20 protein-coding genes are annotated in these 20292 nt (G+C 59.8%); 7 read left to right on the top strand and 13 right to left on the bottom strand.

The features are described from left to right. Positions 1-6: 6 nt before the first annotated feature. The 5 genes from PMI24_RS27730 to PMI24_RS27710 form a co-directional block, all read right to left on the bottom strand. Positions 7-1620 (bottom strand): hypothetical protein, encoded by a 1614-nt coding sequence (locus PMI24_RS27730; protein ID WP_007960028.1) that lies wholly within the window; start codon positions 1618-1620, stop codon positions 7-9. A gap of 171 nt (positions 1621-1791) precedes the next feature. Beyond that, positions 1792-5475, bottom strand: a complete 3684-nt coding sequence (locus PMI24_RS27725) for a hypothetical protein (RefSeq protein ID WP_007960026.1) — start codon at positions 5473-5475, stop codon at positions 1792-1794. 201 nt (positions 5476-5676) lie between these two features. Beyond that, positions 5677-6306 carry a LysE family translocator gene (locus tag PMI24_RS27720; RefSeq protein ID WP_007960020.1) on the bottom strand — a complete coding sequence of 210 codons (630 nt, stop codon included), beginning with the start codon at positions 6304-6306 and terminating at the stop codon, positions 5677-5679. Positions 6307-6393: 87 nt separating this feature from the next. Next, the gene (locus tag PMI24_RS27715) at positions 6394-7743 is read right to left on the bottom strand and encodes an NCS2 family permease (RefSeq protein ID WP_007960018.1); all 1350 of its coding nucleotides are present in this window, start codon (positions 7741-7743) and stop codon (positions 6394-6396) included. A 196-nt stretch (positions 7744-7939) separates the two neighbouring features. After that, complete coding sequence (locus PMI24_RS27710; protein ID WP_007960013.1) at positions 7940-8383, bottom strand: MarR family winged helix-turn-helix transcriptional regulator; 444 nt, start codon at positions 8381-8383, stop codon at positions 7940-7942. A gap of 82 nt (positions 8384-8465) precedes the next feature. Here PMI24_RS27710 and PMI24_RS27705 point away from each other — a divergent pair, with 82 nt between their 5' ends. Then, positions 8466-9632, top strand: a complete 1167-nt coding sequence (locus tag PMI24_RS27705; protein ID WP_007960012.1) for an aminotransferase-like domain-containing protein — start codon at positions 8466-8468, stop codon at positions 9630-9632. Positions 9633-9663: 31 nt separating this feature from the next. Here the strand turns inward: PMI24_RS27705 and PMI24_RS27700 are convergent, their stop codons facing one another. The 5 genes from PMI24_RS27700 to PMI24_RS27680 all read right to left on the bottom strand — a co-directional run bounded on the left by PMI24_RS27700 (position 9664) and on the right by PMI24_RS27680 (position 12435). Next, the gene (locus tag PMI24_RS27700; RefSeq protein WP_007960011.1) at positions 9664-10035 is read right to left on the bottom strand and encodes a glutathione S-transferase N-terminal domain-containing protein; all 372 of its coding nucleotides are present in this window, start codon (positions 10033-10035) and stop codon (positions 9664-9666) included. Between the two features lie 102 nt (positions 10036-10137). Next, entirely contained in the window at positions 10138-10683 is a 546-nt protein-coding gene (gene folE, locus PMI24_RS27695; RefSeq protein ID WP_003204506.1) for a GTP cyclohydrolase I FolE, read from the bottom strand. A gap of 77 nt (positions 10684-10760) precedes the next feature. Continuing rightward, on the bottom strand, positions 10761-11318 hold the full coding sequence (locus PMI24_RS27690; protein ID WP_007960010.1) for a Smr/MutS family protein: 558 nt from the start codon (positions 11316-11318) through the stop codon (positions 10761-10763). 74 nt (positions 11319-11392) lie between these two features. Beyond that, complete coding sequence (locus PMI24_RS27685; RefSeq protein WP_007960009.1) at positions 11393-11713, bottom strand: hypothetical protein; 321 nt, start codon at positions 11711-11713, stop codon at positions 11393-11395. Between the two features lie 131 nt (positions 11714-11844). Further along, entirely contained in the window at positions 11845-12435 is a 591-nt protein-coding gene (locus PMI24_RS27680) for a cysteine hydrolase family protein (protein WP_007960008.1), read from the bottom strand. A 239-nt stretch (positions 12436-12674) separates the two neighbouring features. On the opposite strand from PMI24_RS27680, the gene prmB reads away from it, so the two are divergent. Continuing rightward, entirely contained in the window at positions 12675-13583 is a 909-nt protein-coding gene (gene prmB / locus PMI24_RS27675) for a 50S ribosomal protein L3 N(5)-glutamine methyltransferase (RefSeq protein WP_007960007.1), read from the top strand. Positions 13584-13676: 93 nt separating this feature from the next. Here prmB and PMI24_RS27670 read toward each other — a convergent pair whose 3' ends face one another. Together PMI24_RS27670 and PMI24_RS27665 are read right to left on the bottom strand one after the other, a co-directional pair. Continuing rightward, positions 13677-14468: a hypothetical protein gene (locus tag PMI24_RS27670; RefSeq protein WP_007960006.1), complete on the bottom strand. Its 792-nt coding sequence runs from the start codon at positions 14466-14468 to the stop codon at positions 13677-13679. A gap of 96 nt (positions 14469-14564) precedes the next feature. Further along, entirely contained in the window at positions 14565-15518 is a 954-nt protein-coding gene (locus PMI24_RS27665) for an alpha/beta hydrolase (protein ID WP_011333206.1), read from the bottom strand. A gap of 130 nt (positions 15519-15648) precedes the next feature. On the opposite strand from PMI24_RS27665, the gene aroC reads away from it, so the two are divergent. The 5 genes from aroC to mtnC all read left to right on the top strand — a co-directional run bounded on the left by aroC (position 15649) and on the right by mtnC (position 19865). Further along, positions 15649-16740 carry a chorismate synthase gene (gene aroC, locus PMI24_RS27660; protein ID WP_007960000.1) on the top strand — a complete coding sequence of 364 codons (1092 nt, stop codon included), beginning with the start codon at positions 15649-15651 and terminating at the stop codon, positions 16738-16740. A 31-nt stretch (positions 16741-16771) separates the two neighbouring features. Beyond that, entirely contained in the window at positions 16772-17917 is a 1146-nt protein-coding gene (locus tag PMI24_RS27655; protein WP_007959999.1) for an MFS transporter, read from the top strand. Continuing rightward, positions 17914-18540, top strand: coding sequence for a methylthioribulose 1-phosphate dehydratase (locus tag PMI24_RS27650; RefSeq protein WP_007959997.1), 627 nt, complete (start codon positions 17914-17916; stop codon positions 18538-18540). Before PMI24_RS27655 ends, PMI24_RS27650 begins: the two co-directional genes overlap by 4 nt. Before the next feature lie 91 nt (positions 18541-18631). Further along, the gene (locus tag PMI24_RS27645) at positions 18632-19177 is read left to right on the top strand and encodes a 1,2-dihydroxy-3-keto-5-methylthiopentene dioxygenase (protein ID WP_007959995.1); all 546 of its coding nucleotides are present in this window, start codon (positions 18632-18634) and stop codon (positions 19175-19177) included. Between the two features lie 4 nt (positions 19178-19181). After that, complete coding sequence (gene mtnC / locus PMI24_RS27640; protein WP_007959993.1) at positions 19182-19865, top strand: acireductone synthase; 684 nt, start codon at positions 19182-19184, stop codon at positions 19863-19865. A 77-nt stretch (positions 19866-19942) separates the two neighbouring features. On the opposite strand, the gene PMI24_RS27635 is transcribed toward mtnC, so the two are convergent. Next, complete coding sequence (locus PMI24_RS27635; protein ID WP_007959992.1) at positions 19943-20221, bottom strand: DUF3509 domain-containing protein; 279 nt, start codon at positions 20219-20221, stop codon at positions 19943-19945. Positions 20222-20292: the final 71 nt, after the last annotated feature.

Below are 20292 nucleotides of genomic sequence, written 5' to 3'. Positions count from 1 at the left end.
TGATGATCAGCCTTCGCGAAGAATGAAGAGGGTGGGTTGGGCCGGGCTTGGCTGTTCGATGCCACCCACCAGATAGTTGACTTTGTCCAGCGCCAGCAACGCGTTCAGCCGTTGTCGCCCGACTTCGTCGAGTCTCATCAACGAGGCCGAACTGGTCAGTTCGGAACCCGGCCTGGTATAGCGAGGGATGAAGCCCGGGGAGACCAACGGGAGCTTCAATACGAAAAGCGAGTCCAGTCCTTCCCGATGAAAAACCAGCGAGTGTTCCAGCAGCAAGGGATCTGGCGAACTGACGGTGTATCCACTCTTGACCAGGATGTTGTGGAAGAGCTTTTGCAAGCTCGCAGCCCCCGGTGCAGCCGTATATTCACTCCATTGCTGCGAGAATTTCTGCGGATCAAAATCGACTCGCTGCAGGCTCGGCCCGGTTGTCGGGGGCAGCACGATTCTTCCCCCGAAAGTGCCGTCACCGAGGATGGGCTGGACCGGCAGCAACAGCAGTGGATCTGCAAGGTGTCGGGGGGCGGGGATGGCCCTGTCTTGCCAGTGACGGAAGCTCTGGCTCAGCGCCTGCAACCCTTCACCGTTGATCACTTCGGCGCCGCGGGACTCTCTGAACATGGCCTTGGCCACGGCCCTGGCAGACGGCCCGGACAAGCACTCGAAGGCATCGGCAACATATTGCGTCAGCGGCTTTTCGAATGGCAGGTGATGGTCTGTAAAGCGCCACTGATTGTCCGGGCCGCGAGCTGCCCAGCGCGGTTGCAGTGTGCGATCGTCCACGAGCATCTGTTCGAAGGCATCAAAGCGCTCGGGGTTGAAACGCGGGTGCTTGATGCAGACGATCGATGTGTTGGAGCGAACGATCTGCGACACGATCGGGTAGTGCAGCCCGTCTATTTCCACCGATTGACCGCCGGTGGGCTTTGTCGGCTGGCCCCAACTTCGCCATGGCTTATTGGACAGATCCAGAGGCTGGTGGGCATTGGTCGAAGGCTTGTCGGCGAGTGGGTCGGGATCGGTCGACGCGTCATCTTCATTCAGTCGCGGGCGCTTGCCCGGATCGGCCTGCGTGTCCGGCTCGTCGACATGCGGGCGGCGTGCCGTGATTGCTTGTCGTTTTTGCCACAGATTCGTGCCCCGGATCCGCTCGACCAGAAAACCGGAGGGCGTCAGTTCGCTGGCCGAGGTCAGTTGAGAGCGTCCGTCAGGGTGCTGATGAACCATGGCGGTGCCTTCGCGCATGTCCACATAGGTTCGCTCCCGGCCGTCACGGCGGATGCCTTGCGAGGACGCGGCTGCCGGGGTCAGCCTGAGGGCCAGATGTGCAGGAATGAATACGGGTGATGTCGGCCTTGGCGAGGCTTCAGGTGCAATGTTTGACGCGTGTGGCGGCTGGCGGGGCAGCATCTCGCTGACTTCGACCGAGGGCAGTCGGTTGCCTGCGTCATGTTCCGTCGTGCGCGGCGAAGAGTGTCCGGTCAGAGTCGGCTCGCCGATGGGCAGATGCATGCCGGGGCGAATGTTCGAAACGTTATCGAGGTTGACGTGAGGCGTGTCTGTTGACGGCCTGGGAGGCGACGAACCCGCTGGAGGAATCTGCTTGGGTGGCTTGGCCATTTGAAGTGCTCCGATGTACGACTGATTCAGCTGTGTAAAGCCATGGAGTGATGCTGGCTAAAGGGGGCTGAATGATCGTCAAAGCGCACTTCTGGCGTGTGGTACATAGATCAATCGGTGCAAGCGACTGATGCAAAGCGTTTCCAGCTGAGTCCGTTGCTCCCGAGGGCATCAGTTGTAGTGCGTTTGTCCGGATAAAAGCCAGGCGAAGTGTTTCGCCTTTTCCAGTTTCTCCGGGTAGTCCAGCGAGAGATCGCCCATCAACCTGACGCAATGTTCGCGCAGGAGTTTCAAGGCGTGGTCGCCCAGCGGGGGAGAGTAAGCGAGACCGATCTGTGCCACTTCTTCGAACAATTTCAGTTGGTGGGTGCAGTGGTTGGCCGTCTGCAAATCCTGGCGATCAATTTCGCGGGACTTGTCCGCGTCGAGTATCCATTGACGTTGCGCCAGGTGATATCGCAGGGCACCGAGGCTGCCATCTTTCATGGCCATGTTGCGCACAAGTATGTCGTCTTCCGGATATTGCTTCAGTTCGATAGGCAACGGGGTGGAGAGGTCGGTTGGCGGTACGAGAAACCGTGCATCGATCGCTTCGATATAAACCGCCTCGAAGATCAGGTCGACCGCCCAGACAATGCCTTGCGCGGTGATGACGCGAATCTGGTCGATCAGGTCGCCCGTGTTCTGGTATTGCGGCAGGTAAATGATCGTCTGCCCGATCTGTAACCGGTTGTCGACGAGTGTGATCTCGACCGTGCCCAGGCTGGAGGCGTCGAATTCCCACGTCGAGGAAAATGCCAGTTGCTGGCTCGCGATCGCCAGTGCGCCGGGTGTGGAAATGCGCAACGACATGCCGGGACTGAGGTGGACGAGGTACTTCGAGCCCTCACCGGTGAGGCTTTCCACGGCAGTCTGGTACGCAGCGGGTTTGAGCATGACGCACTTCTCCCGGCTACCCAGCGCATGTGCCTGGTTGTCGAGCGGTTGCAGGTATTGATGCGTTCCCGCTCTGGGGGAAAGTGGCAGAGGCACGTTGCTGGTCCAATGCATCGGGCCGCTTATTTCAAACGTGTCGTTCCAAAAATGACTGTCGGTGACGGCGGGCTGAACAAGCCGATAAGACGCGCCGTCGTTCATGACCAGAATGAACGAGTGATGTGTTGCCAGTTCGGGGGCCTTCAACCGGGGCTTGAGATCGCGCATGCCGGACATGGTCGAAGAGGCAAGATTTTTGATCGCTAGCTGTTTGCTGCCGAAATGCAGGGTCATCCCGCATTCCTTGTACATGATGTAGTTGAAGTGAGTGCCGCGTAGGAGGTCGGCGTTGTAATAAGCCTCGACGCGCGTCAGTTCTGTGCTGGGGCAATCAATGTGCAGCGTAGTGACCCCATTATTACCGGGCGTTGTTACCTGGAAAACCGTCTGGATATTGTTGCGTGACAGCCAGTAGCTCGAACTCCTGTCGTTGGGGACGGTGCACTTCGTATCAAACACGATGACCGGAAGCTGTCGGATTCCCTGTCGCAGGATCACCACTTCCACATCGACCGCTTGCGGCGTTTCGATGCTGGCTGGAAGTTCTGGCACGAGATGAAATCCGTCTTTGGTGATGAAGGTCAGTTTTCCATTCTGTAGCGCTCGTGTGTCCCCGGTTCGCTGGTAGACATTCTTGATCCTGATCACTTTCTTGCTGACGTCGTCGAATTCGAATCCTGATGTGATGACCAACTCCCGGTTTTCGATCTTCCAGCTTTCGATCAGGTCCGATCGCCAGTCCAGTGCAATGATGCTTTCCTCTGCGCCGTCTTCAATAATCGATGCCGTGCCGGGGACATGAGCGATAGCGTAGGCATCCTTGCCTTTGCCGCCATTGGCCGATACGTAATGGCTGAGCAAATAAATCTGGTCCTCGCCGGGGCCTGCATCAATCTCGTCGCGACCACGGGACTTGATGATGTTCGGACCGTCACTACCGATGACTTCATTGGTTGCACCGGCCAGCGTCTCGACGTTTTCGATACTTTGCAGATGACTGTGCAGCCTGTAGGCCTGCTCTTTTGGAGTGGGCGGCTTGACCAGTAGCGACATCTCACCCTTATGCAAGTCCACTCGGAATCCGTAACGATCTTCGTTGGTTTCCGGGAAGTGTCCCGCCAGTTTCAGCGTGTCGTTACCTGCATCACCTTGCAGTTCGGAAATCAGTGTTTCTTGGGTGCCGGTTTTCAGCAGGTCGGCAGCGCCCTCGAAGATGAACTCGTCGGCTTTCTCGCCACCGTTCAGGGATTTATGGCCGGCAGCGTAATAGAAGCCGTTGGGCTTTTTTTTCACCCCTTGAATAGTGTCGTTACCGCCGCCGATAAACCACAGGATGTCCTTGTCGTCGGCAGAAGTTCCAAGCACTGCTCCGGGAGTGTCTTTGGTAACGCCTGCGCGTGCATCGATGGTGTCGTTGTGATCGTTGATGCGGGGACGCTTGATGGTTTTGTACTTCGGGTTTTGTGCTGTCCACTCATAAGTCGCGACCTGGATGGGTTCGACATCCACCTGGAAACTGCCATTTACGATGGCTTCGGCCTGATCTTTGAGTGTCTCGTCCAGCAACTTTCGGGCAGTGGCGCGCAGTTGTTGTGAGTGTCGGGCGGCCGACCTGGCGATAAGGTGGCGATCTTCAATGCTTTCATCCGGGCTGATACCCCAGAACGCAAACCAGCCGGTACGCAGACGCTCTTCGGTGGTCAACGTGATGTAGTCGTCAATGTCATCGACCACATTGATCGCCGCCCAGACTCGGGATCCTGCGACCAGCAGCAAACCGGCGATCAGCCCGATCGGGCCAGCCGAGGAGAATCCGGCCAGTGCCGCTGCACCGAGCAGCACGGTCATGGCCGCGCTGGTGACACTCAACCCGGCATTCACATAGTGATTGATGGATTCTTTGCCGGTTGTCCGGGCTGCCGCCTTGAAACCATCCACCGCGCAAATGATATCGAAGGGCAGCGTCAGGGCGCCGCCAATCAAGCCGCCGCCGCGCCCCAGTTTCAGGGCGAAACTGGTTTTGGCAAAACCCTTGAAGGCACTCTCGCTGGCCTTGAGCATTTGCGTGGCTTTGCGGGCTACCGCGAGATCGATCGCTATCGAAGCTACGTCTGCGGTGAGTGCGGAACTGTTGAAGACGATGCCATACGAATCCTTGTCTCTGACGGCATCCTGCAGACCGCGCAGACCACTGTAGATCCCGAACGCCTGAAGTCCGATACCCGTGCTGGCCATGGTGCGGCTGGTTGAGCGTTTGACCCAGTTCGGGAGTGGCTCCTGAATATGGGCATGGCGGATGTCGAGTTTTTGCGCTGCGTTCAGAAGTTGTTTCAGCTTGGTCTGATAAGCACCCGGTTCGGTATGGGCATCGAGAGGGTCAATCAACATGGGGGGCGCGGTCAGCGGACGGCGGCTGGCGAGTTCGAAGAGCAGGGCGGGAAGTAAATAGTCGTCTGCGCCGGTGGTTGTTTTCATCCGCGCTTCAATGGCGACAGGGTCAAATTGAAGGGCGTTGATAAATCGCTTTCCCGGCGTGCGGAAAAACGTGTTCTTGCCATTCAAAGGTTGCCCGTCAATGGTCGCGCCCAATGTATCCAGGGCTCTACGGGTGATTGAATATCCGCCTATCTGCAGTGGGCCGAATACCTGGTCTACCGTTTTCAGTTGCGCTCTTTTGCGTTTGAGCGCGGGCGAGGTCTGGAGGGAATTGTTGTCGTCATAGTCGATCGTTGACGGTTGCCGTTCATTGACGACAAGTTGCATGTCGGCAATGTCTACGTCGTTATGTTCGATCGATGACGGGAGGATAAGGGTAGCCATTTGAACATCCTTGTTCTGAAGATGAGGTTGCGCTGTGGCGTCATCTTAGGAAGAGGGTTCAAACGATGTACATCGGCGGGGTGTTGCGGTGTGTTGCGTTTTGGAAGCGGAAGTTGCTGCCAGTTTCGATGCATGAATCAAGTGTCGAAACTGGCAGCCAGCTTTGAAATTTCTGAAGCTCAGAAGATTGTCTGCAAGGAATCAGTGCCCGCTGAGCAACGATGCTGCCCCGGCACCGCCGAACAATCCGGCGCTGATGCGGTTGAACCAGCTCTGACCCTTGCCGCTGCGCAGGTAACGCGCTGCACCATGGGCACCGAGGCCGTAGGTCAATTTGCACAGCAGATCGAGCAGCGTCCAGGTGGCGATCATCACCAGCAGTTGCGGCAGGAACGGTTGTTCGGCGCTGAGGAACTGCGGCAGAAACGCGGCGAAAAACAAAATGTCTTTCGGATTGCTCGCGCCCAGCACGAAGGCCCGGCTGAACAATGCACGGAATTTCGGAACCGGTGCAGCCTGAGGTACTTCGGCACCCACCGACGGCTGGCGCGATTGCTGCCAGCTCTGCCAGGCGAGGTAGAACAGGTAGATCGCGCCGACGATCTTCAGGGCGCTGAACAGTTTTTCGGACGCCAGCAGCAGGGCACCCAGCCCCAGCGCCGAGGCACTGAGCAGGCAGATCGAGGCGAACACGCCACCGAGAAACGCCGGGTACGAACGACGCAGACCGTAATTCAGACTGTTGCTGATCATCAGCAACGACAGCGGCCCCGGAATCAGGATCACCACCAGCGCAGCGCCGCTGAACAGCAGCCAGGTTTCCAGACTCATCACTTGCTCCTTTTTATCGTTATCAAGAATGTGCAAAAGCCCCACCCGGAGGGGTGAGGCTGTTTTGAAGCGTGAACCGCGTAGCGCTTACAGGAAGATGAACTTGGCGATGAAGATCGCGCAGAGCACCCACAGGCTGACGGAGATCTCTTTGTATTTACCGGTGCCGGCCTTCAGCGCGACATAGGTAATGAAGCCCAGCGCGATACCGTCGGCGACCGAGAAGGTCAGCGGCATCATGATCGCGGTGACGATCGCTGGAATGCTGTCGGTCGCTTCGTCCCATTCGATGTGCGCCATGCCGCCCATCATCAGCATCGCTACGTAAATCAGCGCGCCGGCGGTGGCATAGGCGGGAATCATGCCGGCCAGCGGTGCAAAGAACATCGCGGCTATAAATAGCACACCCACGGTGACTGCGGTAAGACCAGTCCGACCACCAGCCGCTACACCGGCGGCACTTTCCACGTAGCTTGTGACTGGAGGGACACCGACTACCGCGCCGAAAACGCTGGAGGCGGAGTCGGCTTTCATGGCGCGGGAGAGGTTTTCGATACGACCGTCAGCGTTCACCAGATTGGCGCGCTGGGCGACGCCCATCAGGGTGCCGGCGGTGTCGAACATGTGCACGAATAGGAAGGCCAGGACCACGCTGATCATGCTGACGTTGAACACGCCGGCGACGTTCATGGCCATGAAGGTCGGCGCCAGGCTTGGCGGGGCGGACATGATGCCCTCGTAGTGCACCAGACCAATGCCCCAGCCGGCCAGGGTCACGGTGATGATGCTGATGAGGATCGCGCCGAACACTTTGTGATAGCTGAGGATCGCGATCATCAGGAAGCAGATGGCGGCAAGCAGCGGACCGGGTTCACGCAGCGAGCCGAGCTTGATCAGGGTGGCCGGGCTATCGACGACGATGCCGGCGGTTTTCAGGCCGATCAGCCCGAGGAAAAGACCCACGCCGGCGCCCATCGCATAGCGCAGGCTGACCGGAATGCTGTTGAGCAGCCATTCGCGAATCCGCGAAAAGGTCAGGATCATGAACAGCACGCCCGAGACGAACACCGCACCGAGCGCGGTTTCCCAGTTGTAGCCCATGGTGCCGACCACGGTGTAGGTGAAGAACGCGTTGAGGCCCATGCCCGGCGCCAGGCCTACCGGCCAGTTGGCGTAGAGGCCCATCAGCAGGCAGCCCAGCGCGGCGGCGATACAGGTGGCGACGAAGGCTGCACCGTGATCGATCCCGGCATCGGCCATGATGTTCGGGTTGACGAAAATGATGTAGGCCATGGTGATGAAGGTTGTCAGACCGGCAATCAGCTCGGTCTTCACCGTGGTGCCATGCAAGCTGAGTTTAAAGATGCGCTCAAGCAGGCCATTGCGTAACGGCGGCGAGAGTTCCAGCGTCGATGCTTCGGATTTGCGGCTTTCCACAGCGAGTACTCCTCAAGAGTTTTATTGTTATTTCCAGGACCGGACCCATGAGGGGTGGCAGCGGCCCTTTGAGGCATACGCGAATTTGTTGACCATGCGGTCAGGAACTCGCACGCTGTGGATTATGCTTTTGTGTACAAATAAAGCAAATATTGTTTTTGGTTTTGTAGACGAAAATACTGGCGATCAAGCTATATCACTCGTTCGGACGATGTGTTCCCAGTGCCAGATTCACCGCCAGCCAGCCGTTGACCGCCGTTTCGCCCGCTTCGGCAAAGACGCGCTCGAGCAATTTCACCTGTTCGCGGCGCAACGCCTGTTCAAGTTTCGCGCCTTCAGCGGTCAGCTCCAGCAGGCGTTTGCGCTTGTCAGTCTCGGACGCCACGCTGTCCACCAGATGCATTTCCTGCAATTGCCGCAACGGCATGTTCAGCGCTTGCTTGCTGACGCCGAGCAGCGCGAGCAATTCCTTGACGCTCAGATTCGGATAACGGGCGATGAAAAACACGATGCGTTGATGCACGCGGGACAAGCCGCGACGCTCGAGCATTTCATCGGCCTTGGCGGTGAACGCCTGGTAACCGAAGAAAAATGCTTCCATGGCTTGTTGCTGGCTGGCGCAGTTTTTAAGGTCAAGCATATTGACGTTTCCAGAGAGTGTGTCGTAATTTCAGTCAACCAGTTTGACTCATTTTTCCCAGGCCTCGCTAGCGGTGACTTCCATGGCTTTTTCCGAACGTGTCTCGCGCCTCAAAAGTTCTCTGATCCGTGAAATCCTTGCAGCGGCCCAGCGCCCGGAGGTCATGTCTTTCGCTGGCGGTTTGCCGGCTGAAGCGATGCTGCCGAAGGTCGAGTGGGCAGAAATGCCGCTGTCTCTCGGCCAGTACGGCATGAGCGAGGGCGAGCCGGCATTGCGTGAAGCGCTGGCGGCAGAGGCGAGGGCGCTGGGTTTGTCGTGTGAGGCGAGTCAGGTGCTGGTGGTCAGCGGCTCCCAGCAAACCCTCGACCTGGCGGCCAAGCTGTACATCGACAAGGGCACCGAAATCCTGCTCGAAGCGCCGACCTATCTGGCAGCCTTGCAGATTTTCCAACTGTTCGGCGCCGATTGCCTGACCGTGCCGCTGGAGGCTGACGGTCCGAACCTCGCGCAATTGCGCCAGCGTCTGGAGCAGCACCGCCCTGCGTTCATCTACCTGATCCCGACCTTCCAGAACCCGTCCGCCGTGCGCTACAGCGAAGCCAAGCGCGAGGCCGTCGCGGCATTGCTCGACGAATTCGGCGTGACCCTGATCGAAGACGAACCCTATCGCGAGCTGACCTTCGATGGCGGCAGCGCTCAGCCGATTGCCGGACGCCTGAAGAAATCCAGCTGGATCTACACCGGCACCGTGTCGAAAACCCTGTTGCCGGGCCTGCGCGTCGGCTACCTGATTGCCAGCCCGGACCTTTTCCCGCATCTACTCAAGCTCAAGCAGTCGGCGGATCTGCACACCAACCGCATCGGCCAGTGGCAGGCATTGCAGTGGATTGGCAGTGAGAAATATCAGCAACACTTGAGTGAATTGCGCGGCTTCTACCGGCAGCGCCGCGATGCCTTTCAAGCGGCACTGGAAACCCATTTCGCCGATCTGGCGGACTGGAACACGCCGCAGGGCGGGCTGTTTTTCTGGCTGACCCTGAAGCAACCGCTGGACACACGTACGTTGCTGAACACCGCGCTGGCCAACGATGTGGCGTTCATGCCGGGCGAACCGTTCTTCCCCGAGCCGGATCGCAATCCCGGTCATCTGCGCCTGAACTTCAGTCACATCGACCCGGCCCGACTGGACGAAGGGCTCAAACGTCTGGCGGCAGTGGTGCGCCAGGCTCAGGCCGCGCAGGCGGCATAAAAAAACCGGCCATCAGGCCGGTTTTTTTGATTCAGACTGCGGCGAACCGCTTGTTCAGATATTCGATGATCGTGTTGGACTCGTACATCCAGGTGGTCTGGCCGTTCTCTTCGATGCGCAGGCACGGCACCTTGATCTTGCCACCCTGTTCCAGCAGGGTCTGACGATCCTGCTCGTTGTTTTTCGCATCCTTCAGGGCCACCGGAACGTTCAGGCGGCGCAGGCTGCGGCGGGTCTTCACGCAGAACGGGCAGGCGTGGAACTGATACAGGGTCAGGTCCTTCGCGGCGGCGTCAACCTGAGCCTGGGCAGCGGCGGGGCGCTGTTTCTTGCCCGGGCGGGTCAGGAAATCAACGAAGATGATCAGTTGGCCGAGGCCGACACGAAGCGCTTTGACGAACACGTTACAAGCCTCACAGGGACATTGAAGAAGGCGCGCAGCTTACCCGATTTTTCACGGACGAAAAAAAACCGGCGATCAACGCCGGTTTTTTTCTGTCACGCATTACTTGATCAGGCTGAGAAACTCGCTGCGCGTCGCCGCGTTTTCGCGGAATTCACCGAGCATCACTGAAGTGATCATCGACGAATTCTGTTTCTCCACACCGCGCATCATCATGCACATGTGCTTGGCCTCGATCACCACGGCCACGCCCAGCGCGCCGGTGACCTGCTGGACCGCATCGGCGATCTGGCGGCTGAGGTTTTCCTGGATCTGCAGGCGGCGGGCGTACATGTCGACGATCCGCGCGACCTTCGACAGGCCCAGCACTTTGCCGCTCGGGATATACGCGACGTGGGCCTTGCCGATGAACGGCAGCAGGTGGTGTTCGCACAACGAGTACAGCTCGATGTCCTTCACCAGCACCATTTCGCTGTTGTCGGAGCTGAACAGGGCACCGTTGGTGACCTCTTCGAGCGTCTGTTCATAACCGCGGCAGAGGTACTGCATGGCTTTGGCGGCACGCTTTGGCGTGTCGAGCAGGCCCTCGCGGGAGACGTCCTCGCCCAGTTGGCCGAGAATCGCGGTGTAATTCTGTTCCAGGGACATGAAACTACCTGTGGGGATTTTCGCAAAGGGCAAGGGTACGGTGGCGGACACGACCCTGCAAGTTCGGTGTGACGGGATTATTCGTCGCGGCCTTCCATCATGGTGCGTTTGAGCATCACATACACGGCGCCGGCGCCGCCATGTTTCGCCTGGCACGAGCAGAAACCGAGCACTTGCGCATGCTGGCGCAGCCAGGTGTTGACGTGGCTTTTGATCATCGGCCGCTTGCCGTCCAGACGCACGGCTTTGCCGTGGGTGACGCGCACGCAGCGGATTTCGAATTTGGTCGCTTCGGCGAGAAACGCCCAGAGGGTTTCGCGGGCCTTTTCGACGCTCATGCCGTGCAGGTCGAGGCTGCCTTCGAACGGGATCTGCCCGACCTTGAGCTTGCGCATCTGGCTTTCCTGCACGCCGTCGCGGGCCCACATCAGCTCGTCTTCGGGACCGACGTCGATGACGAACTGATCGGACAGGCCGTCAACGGTAGCGGTGTCGGTGCGCACGGTGGCGGACTGGCGCAGTTTGGCGATCCGGTCACGGTCAGCCTTGGGTTTGCCGGTGTCGGCGCGGTCGTGCTTGATCGGCTTGACGCCTTGGATCGCACTTTTGAACAGGGAAAAATCGTCGTCTTGCATGTCAGCCTCCGCGAAGGGCGGCCAGTTTACCCAAACAGACACAAAACGGCCCGGCAAAAAAGCCAGGCCGTCGATCAATCGTGTTTTTTCATCAGGTGCGGGGACATGTTCAATTCCCGCGATTGCCGTGCGCGACGCCGGCAACGACGCCACAGGGCCACGCCGAAATACAGGAACAGCAGGCCGACGGCGAGAATGATCGCCGAGCCGAGCGGTGTTGCATTCAGATCGCCGAGCGCCGGCGGGCGCCCCAGCAGGCTGGCGGCCCCGGCCATCGCCAGCAGCACGCCGAATGTGGCCAGAATGGCCGCGATCGCCGCGCCGAATCGAAATCGCCAGTTGCTTTGGCCTTTGGGCCGCAAGCGGCGTGCGTCAAATCCATCGGATAACTTCATTCCGACCTTCCTCAATGGGTATCGGCCCTTCGACCGGGAGTTGACCGGGTTGTTCCTGAGGCTAGGGTAATTGAAGCAAATGCGAGGTTTTTGCAGATGAGCGGCGGGCTGAGCCGCTCATTTACGGTCGATCAGATCAGATCCTGGGTCAGAGCGAGGGTGGCGAAGTTGTCGGCCATGATCGCCATTTCCGCTTGCTGCACCTGTTCGGCGCTGAGCACGCGGCCCTTGAACGGCAGATCGCGGGTGGCGCAGGCATCTTCGACGAGGGTGCAGCGGAAACCCAGGTTTTTCGCCGCGCGCACGGTGGTGCTGACGCTGGAGTGACTCATGAAACCGCAGACGATCAGGTCCAGCGAGCCGATGGTTTGCAGGCGATCGTAGAGTTCGGTGCCGTGAAAGGCGCTCGGCAGCAGTTTGCCGATGATGGTTTCATCGCCCTGGGGTTCCAGGCCGGGGATGAACTCGCCGCGTTCGCCCTGCGGGTCGAACAGACCGCCGACGGTGCCGAGGTGACGCACGTGCACGATCGGCCGGCCGGCTGCGCGGGCGGCGGCAACCAGTTGTTTGATGTTCGCGACAGCCGCGTCCATGCCGCTCAGGGCCAGCGGGCCGCTGAGGTACTCTTTCTGGGCATCGATGATGACCACGGTGGCATGGCTCAACGTGGCCGCTGCGTAACCGCGACCGCTGAGTTGAAACATCGTTTTTGGAACGGACATTCTGGGGCTCCTTCGGGTGGGGCTTTTGCGACATTGTCCTCTGGCTGAGCGGTTCTGTGAATCGCTACCATCGTAGACACCGTCGTTGCTGGCCTGCAGCCTTGTCAAGTTACACGATCTGTTCAATAGCCGAGGGGAAAATCGGAAGCGTCCTACCGCCGCCCCGGAATCTTTCCTGCGTCGTCGCGGCGCGTTTTGGCTGGTAGAATCGCCAGTCGTTTTTTCTGGAGTTCTGCCCCGTGATCACTTCCCGACTTCGTACCCTGCGCGACCACATCCGTTGGGCCGTCAGCCGCTTCCATGGGGAGGATCTGTTTTTCGGCCATGGCACCGACAATGCCTGGGACGAAGCCCGGCAGCTAGTGCTCGGTGCCTTGCACCTGCCATGGGAAATCGCCGACAGCTATCTGGATTGCGCGCTGGAAGACGATGAACTGGTCAACCTTCAACGCCTGCTCAAGCGCCGCATCGAAGAACGCATTCCAACCGCTTACCTGCTGGGCGAAGCCTGGTTCTGCGGCATGTCGTTCATCGTCGATGAGCGCGTGCTGATCCCGCGTTCGCCGATTGGCGAGCTGATCGAAAACCGTTTTGCCCCATGGATCGGTGACGAACCTGCGCGGATTCTCGACCTGTGCACCGGCTCCGGCTGCATCGGCATCGCATGCGCCTACGAGTTCCAGAATGCCGAAGTGGTGCTGGCGGATCTGTCGTTCGAAGCGCTGGAAGTGGCGAACCAGAACATCGAGCGTCATGGTGTCGATGAGCGTGTGTTCACCGTGCAGGGCGATGGTTTTGATGGTCTGCCGGGTCAACGTTTCGACCTGATCGTGTCGAACCCGCCCTACGTCGATGCGGAAGATTTCGCCGACATGCCGGACGAATACCAGCATGAGCCGGAACTGGGCCTGGCCTGCGGCGATGACGGTTTGAACCTGGTACGGCGGATGCTCGCCGAAGCGGCGGATCATCTGACCGAGAAGGGTTTGCTGATTGTCGAGGTGGGCAACAGCCAGGTGCACGTCGAGGCGCTGTACCCGGAAGTCGATTTTGCCTGGCTGGAGTTCGAGCGCGGCGGGCACGGCGTGTTCATGCTGACCGCCGAACAGTGCCGCGCCCATCAGGCACTGTTCGCTTCCCGCGTCTAAATTGCTCTGATCGTTCCCACGCTCTGCGTGGGAATGCAGCCCGGGACGCTCTGCGTCCCATCCGAGTCAAACGCGGAGTGTGGGAAAGATCAGTCAGCGGTGCGTTGCAATCCAGATCAGCAACCCGGCCTGAAACACCGCAAACGCCACCAGGCAAGTAATGGTGAAACGCAAACCGGCGTCTTCACGCTTGAACTTGCTGACCTTGTCTTCCTGCTTCTTCAGCTTCACTTCCTGCTCGGCGAGGTTCTGCTCGGCCTGCTGCAACATCTGCGCAGCTTCAAGAATCTCGACGATCTGCAGCTTTTCGCTGTTCCAGTCGCCCAGCAAATCACCGACCTGCACTTCCTTGACGCTGCCCTTCAAATGCTGGGCGTCGGCGTAAACCACGTCAAAGCCATGCACTCGCAGAAAATGATCGCGGCGCAGGCGAGTGTCTTCGTTCAGCGCGTCCTTGTTGTTCAAGTCCATGCCGTCGACGGTGTAGGTGGGCCAGCGTTTTTTCGCCCAGTTGATGCCCTGGGCGGCCATGAAACGGCCGATGCCACGGTTCATCGGTTCGATCTGCAAACCGCTGTCCGGGCCGAAATGAACGCGTTTGGTCGTGTGGTCGACCCACACGTCCAGATGATTCTGCTCTTTACGCACGCGCTGAGCGGGCAACTTGATTGCCATGCGCATCAGGCTGTGTTCTTTGCCGTTGCGCTCGGCGTAACCGAACTCAACGAAGCGTAGCGGCCGTCCGCCGGTGTTGCGGTCGGTCTGCAACGGCGCCAGGCGGAGCATCTTGTGGTGCTCGACGTGGACATCCGCCCATGGCAGCTCGACCGCTGGCGGTGCGTCTTTTTCAGCGGTGGTGTCGGGTGAAGTCTGGGTATCAGTCATAACGGCGAGATCCTGTCCAAGCTGCTTGCCGCCAGCCAGTACGCTGGCGACAAAGGCTTATCGGCCGTTTTCCATAGGACTAGAGGGTAAAAGAGCTCAACGGGTGCGAAGTCCGTCAATAAATTCAAGGACGCGTGTCCCCAGTTCTGCCGCCAGCGGCAAATTCGGGTCCTTGTAGGAGGCCAGTTGCCGCTTCACGTCGTTGGGTACGATGCGCAACACGTGGTTCATGCCTTCGATCAGCGCCAGCTCCGCGTCCGGTTTGGCAGCCTTGAGCAATTTCGCATCATCGACCTGGACCTGAATGTCGTTGCTGCCTTGCACGATCAGCGCCGGCATTTTCAGTTGAGCGAAAGCCGCCGCCGGATCCTGACGGAACAGCGAAATCAGATACGGCTGCACGCTCGGACGGAAAATCACCTGCAACGGCGCCGGCACATTGTCGTCGGTATGCCCGGCCTTGAGGCTGTCGAGCAGTTCATTGCTGCGCAGCATCAACGGGGGAGGGAGGCTGCGGGCCAGTTGCCGGCGCAGCACCTGATCAATCGGTCGGGCCGTGCCGGAAAGCGAGATGACCGCCGCCGCGTCGACCTTTGGCGCCGCGAGGCTGGCAATCAGCGCGCCTTCGCTGTGGCCGAGCAGGATCAACGGGCCGAAGCGCGGATCGGCTTTAAGCTTCTGACCCCAGGCCACGGCGTCCGCCACATAGGCTTCCACCGACAGGTTTCGCTCGTCCGGGGTTGCCGCAAGGCTGGCCGCCACGCCGCGCTTGTCGAAACGCACGCTGGCGACATTGTGTTTGGCCAGCACCCAGGCCAGTCGCTTGAGGCTGTCATTGCGCCCGCCGTCGGGGTTGTTTCCGTCACGATCGGTAGGACCCGAGCCAGAAAGGATCAGGACAACCGGCACGGGGTTGTCGGATTTCGGCAGCAACAGCGAGCCGAAAAGTTCGCCGTTGTCAGTCGTCAACGTGACCGGTCGTTGCAGGACAGTTGCCTGGACAAAGCCGGTAAACAGGGAAAGGCTCAAGATCAAAACTCGCAGCATCATCACGCCATCATTTGCCAAGGTGCCGGTTGGACTCACCCACACCGCTAAGGTTCGAGGATGAACTACTCGGTTAGCCTGCGTATACTGGCGCGCATCACGAATTTGGGTTCGATTTCACGGAGCGTCCTGCATGTCCGGCAATACCTACGGCAAGCTGTTCACTGTCACCACCGCGGGCGAAAGCCATGGTCCGGCGTTGGTCGCCATTGTCGACGGCTGCCCGCCGGGCCTGGAGATTTCCCTTGAGGACCTGCAACGCGATCTCGACCGTCGCAAGCCGGGCACCAGCCGCCACACCACCCAGCGCCAGGAAGCCGACGAAGTCGAAATCCTTTCCGGCGTGTTTGAAGGTCGCACCACCGGCTGCTCCATCGGCCTGCTGATCCGCAACACCGACCAGAAGTCCAAGGACTACTCGGCGATCAAGGACCTGTTCCGCCCGGCCCACGCCGACTACACCTACCACCACAAATACGGCGAGCGCGATTATCGCGGCGGCGGTCGCAGCTCCGCGCGGGAAACCGCCATGCGCGTCGCGGCCGGCGCCATCGCCAAGAAATACCTGGCCAGCCAAGGCATCGTCATTCGCGGCTACATGAGCCAGCTCGGCCCGATCGAAATCCCGTTCAAGACCTGGGAATCGGTCGAGCAGAACGCCTTCTTCAGCCCGGACCCGGACAAGGTGCCGGAGCTGGAAGCCTACATGGACCAACTGCGCCGCGATCAGGACTCCGTCGGGGCGAAGATCACCGTGGTTGCCGAAGGCGTGATGCCGGGCCTGGGCGAGCCGATCTTCGACCGTCTCGACGCCGAACTGGCCCATGCGCTGATGAGCATCAACGCGGTCAAAGGCGTGGAAATCGGCGCCGGTTTCGCCTGCGTCGCCCAGCGTGGCACCGAACACCGCGATGAAATGACCCCGGAAGGCTTCCTCAGCAACAACGCTGGCGGCATCCTCGGCGGGATCTCCTCGGGTCAGCCGATCGTCGCGCACCTGGCGTTGAAGCCGACCTCGAGCATCACCACCCCGGGGCGTTCGATCGACATCGACGGTAACCCGGTCGACGTGATCACCAAGGGTCGTCACGATCCGTGCGTCGGCATCCGCGCCACGCCGATTGCCGAGGCGATGATGGCCATCGTGCTGATGGATCACCTGCTGCGTCACCGTGGCCAGAACGCCGATGTGCGCGTGAGCACCCCGGTGCTGGGTCAGCTTTGATGGGTGATCTCAAAGCCGCCGCGGTCTGACCGTGGCGGCGCTCCCGTACTGGCGGCTGTCCAGTTTCTATCTGTTCTATTTCGCCTTGCTCGGTTCGACGGCGCCGTTTCTGGCGCTGTACTTCGATCACCTCGGATTCAGTGCGGCGCGCATCGGCGAGCTAGTGGCGATCCCGATGCTGATGCGCTGCGTGGCGCCGAACATCTGGGGCTGGCTCGGCGATTACACCGGCAGACGCTTGGCCATCGTGCGCTTTGGCGCGGTGTGTACGCTGCTGACGTTCTCGCTGATTTTCGTCAGCAAGACCTACGCCTGGCTGGCGATGGTCATGGCGTTGCACGCGTTCTTCTGGCACGCGGTGTTGCCGCAGTTTGAAGTCATCACATTGGCGCATTTGCAGGGCCAGACCTCCCGCTACAGTCAGATCCGCCTCTGGGGCTCGATCGGTTTCATCATCACCGTGGTTGCTCTCGGTCGGCTGTTCGAGTGGCTCAGCCTCGACATCTATCCGGCGGCGCTGGTGTTGATCATGGCCGGCATCGTCCTCAGCAGTCTGTGGGTGCCAAACGCTCAGCCGCCTCAGGGCAACCGGTCGACAGGGGAAGGTTTTCTCAAGCAGTTGCGCAATCCCGGGGTGCTGGCGTTCTACGGTTGCGTGGCGTTGATGCAGATGAGCCACGGGCCTTATTACACGTTTTTGACCCTGCACCTCGAACGACTGGGCTACAGCCGTGGCGTGATCGGCATGCTCTGGGCGGTCGGCGTGGTGGCGGAAGTGCTGATGTTCATGGCCATGAGCCGGATCCTCGCGCGTTTTTCCCTGCGGCGGGTGCTGATGGCGAGTTTTCTGCTGGCGGCGCTGCGTTGGTTGCTGCTAGGTTCGTTCGCCGAGTTCCTGTGGGTCCTGTTGTTTGCCCAGGTGCTGCACGCGGCGACGTTCGGCAGCTTTCATGCGGCTGCCATCGCGTTCGTGCAACGTAGCTTCGGCGCGCGTCAGCAAGGGCAGGGCCAGGCGTTGTATGCAGCGCTGGCCGGTACCGGCGGTGCGCTCGGCGCGTTGTATTCCGGTTACAGCTGGAATGCCCTCGGCGCGACATTGACCTTTAGTATTGCCAGTCTCGCAGCGCTCGCCGCTGCCGTTATCATTGCCATTCGAATGCAAGAGGACAGGCCATGAGCCTTACCCGTGAACAGCTTGCCCAGCAAATTGTCGACGCCGGGCGTTTTCTTTATGGTCGCGGCTGGTCGCCGGCCACCAGCAGCAATTACTCGACGCGCCTGTCGCCGAGCGAAGCGCTGTTGACCGTGTCCGGCAAGCACAAGGGCCAGTTGGGCCTGGACGACGTGCTCGCCACCGACCTGTCCGGCAACAGTCTTGAGCCCGGCAAAAAACCGTCCGCCGAAACCCTGCTGCACACCCAGCTCTACAGCTGGCGTCCGGAAATCGGCGCCGTGTTGCACACCCACTCTGTGAACGCCACGGTGCTGTCGCGCCTGACGCCGCAAGACTTCATCGAGTTCGAAGACTACGAACTGCAAAAAGCCTTCAGCGGCATCTCGACCCACGAGTCCCGGGTGCGGGTGCCGATCTTCGACAACGATCAGGACATTGCGCGCCTCGCCGCCAAGGTGCAGCCTTGGCTCGACGCCCATCCCGATTGCGTCGGCTATCTGATTCGCGGCCACGGCCTCTACACCTGGGGTGCGCAGATGAGCGATGCGCTGCGCCAGATCGAGGCCTTTGAATTTCTGTTTGAATGCGAGTTGAAGACCCGCAGCGTCATGAACCGCCAAGGCTGACTTCACCAGAACCAGCCTATTTGCCTGATGAATGCAGTGCCCGACCGGTCTCGAAGAACCGGACGGCAAGGCCGATACCGAGGAATGCCCCATGAGCAGCCTGTCCGTCTATCACGTTTCCAGCCCCGAAATTCCGAACAAGGTGCTGACCCATTTCGAAGACATCGCCTCGACCCTGGCCGAGCAGGGGGTGCGCTTCGACCGCTGGCAAGCCGCCGCAAAGATCCAGCCCGGCGCCAGCCAGGAAGAAGTGATCGGTGCCTATAAAGAGCAGATCGACAAACTGATGACCGAGCGCGGTTACATCACGGTCGACGTGATCAGCCTCAACAGCGATCACCCGCAAAAAGCCGAATTCCGCGCCAAGTTCCTCGAAGAACATCGGCATGGCGAAGACGAAGTGCGTTTCTTCGTCGCCGGTCGTGGCCTGTTTACCCTGCACATCGACGATTACGTCTACGCCGTGCTGTGCGAAAAGAACGACCTGATTTCGGTGCCAGCCGGCACCAAGCACTGGTTCGACATGGGCGAGAACCCGCATTTCGTGGCGATCCGCCTGTTCAACAACCCTGAAGGCTGGGTCGCCAACTTCACCGGCGAAGACATCGCCGGCCGCTTCCCGCGTCTGGAGGACTGAGCCGATGTCGATCAAGGTCATTCTCACCGACATCGAAGGCACCACCAGCGCGGTGAGTTTTGTGTTCGACGTGCTGTTTCCGTATGCCGCCAAACACCTGCCGGACTTCGTTCGCCAGAACGCCCAGCGTGCCGACGTTGCCGAGCAACTGGACGCCGTGCGCCGCGACAGCAACGAACCGCAGGCTGACGTCGAGCGGGTCGTGGAAATTCTGCTGGCCTGGATCGCCGAAGATCGCAAAGCCACGCCGCTGAAAGCGTTGCAAGGCATGGTCTGGGAGCAGGGTTATCAGGCCGGTCAGTTGAAAGGCCATGTTTACCCGGACGCCGTTGAAGCGCTCCAGCGCTGGCATCAGGCCGGGTATCAGCTGTTTGTGTATTCGTCCGGTTCGATTCAGGCGCAGAAGCTGATTTTCGGCTGCTCGGAAGCCGGGGATCTGACGCCGCTGTTCAGCGGTTATTTCGATACCACTTCAGGACCGAAGCGCGAAGCGCAGTCGTACAGCAATATTCAGCAGTCCATCGGAGTGGATCCGCAGGAAATCCTGTTCCTGTCCGACATCGTGCAAGAGCTCGATGCCGCCCAGGCCGCCGGCCTGCAAACCTGCGGGCTGGCCCGTGAAGGCGGGGAGTTGGCAGGGCATGTAACCGTGGACAGTTTCACCGGGATCGAACCGGAAGCGTTCTGAGTTCACCCAATCGAAGCGCAAAAAAACAGGCCGTGAAGCGAAAGCTCCACGGCCTGTCTGTTTATACGGTGTTCGAATTACATCGAGTGATAGGTCGGCAGGGCAAAACGCTGCTGGCTTTGCAGCATGCCGATCTGCGGTAGCTCGCTGGCCTGTTCCGCCAGATCACGACGGATTGCGCTGATCGCCCACGACAGTTGATCGCCGGCATGCAGTTGCTGATAGGTCAGCGCACGTTTGAACACTTTGCCGTCGGCACTCTTCAGCGTCAGCAGAATCCCGCCATCGGGACGTGGCGCAGTGGTGACATTGAAGTTGGAGAACAGGGAGGTAAATTTTTCTTGGATCAGGCTCATGTCTTTCAGCTCCGTATGCACTTGAATGGCAAGCATGCGTAGGGAGTTGCAGCGATTGTGCCAGTATTTAT

The sequence above is a fragment of the Pseudomonas sp. GM25 genome, assembly GCF_000282255.1.
Lineage (GTDB): Bacteria > Pseudomonadota > Gammaproteobacteria > Pseudomonadales > Pseudomonadaceae > Aquipseudomonas > Aquipseudomonas aphyarum.
The sequence above is the reverse complement of the archived record's forward strand: the minus strand, read 5'-3'. Positions and strand labels throughout refer to the sequence as shown.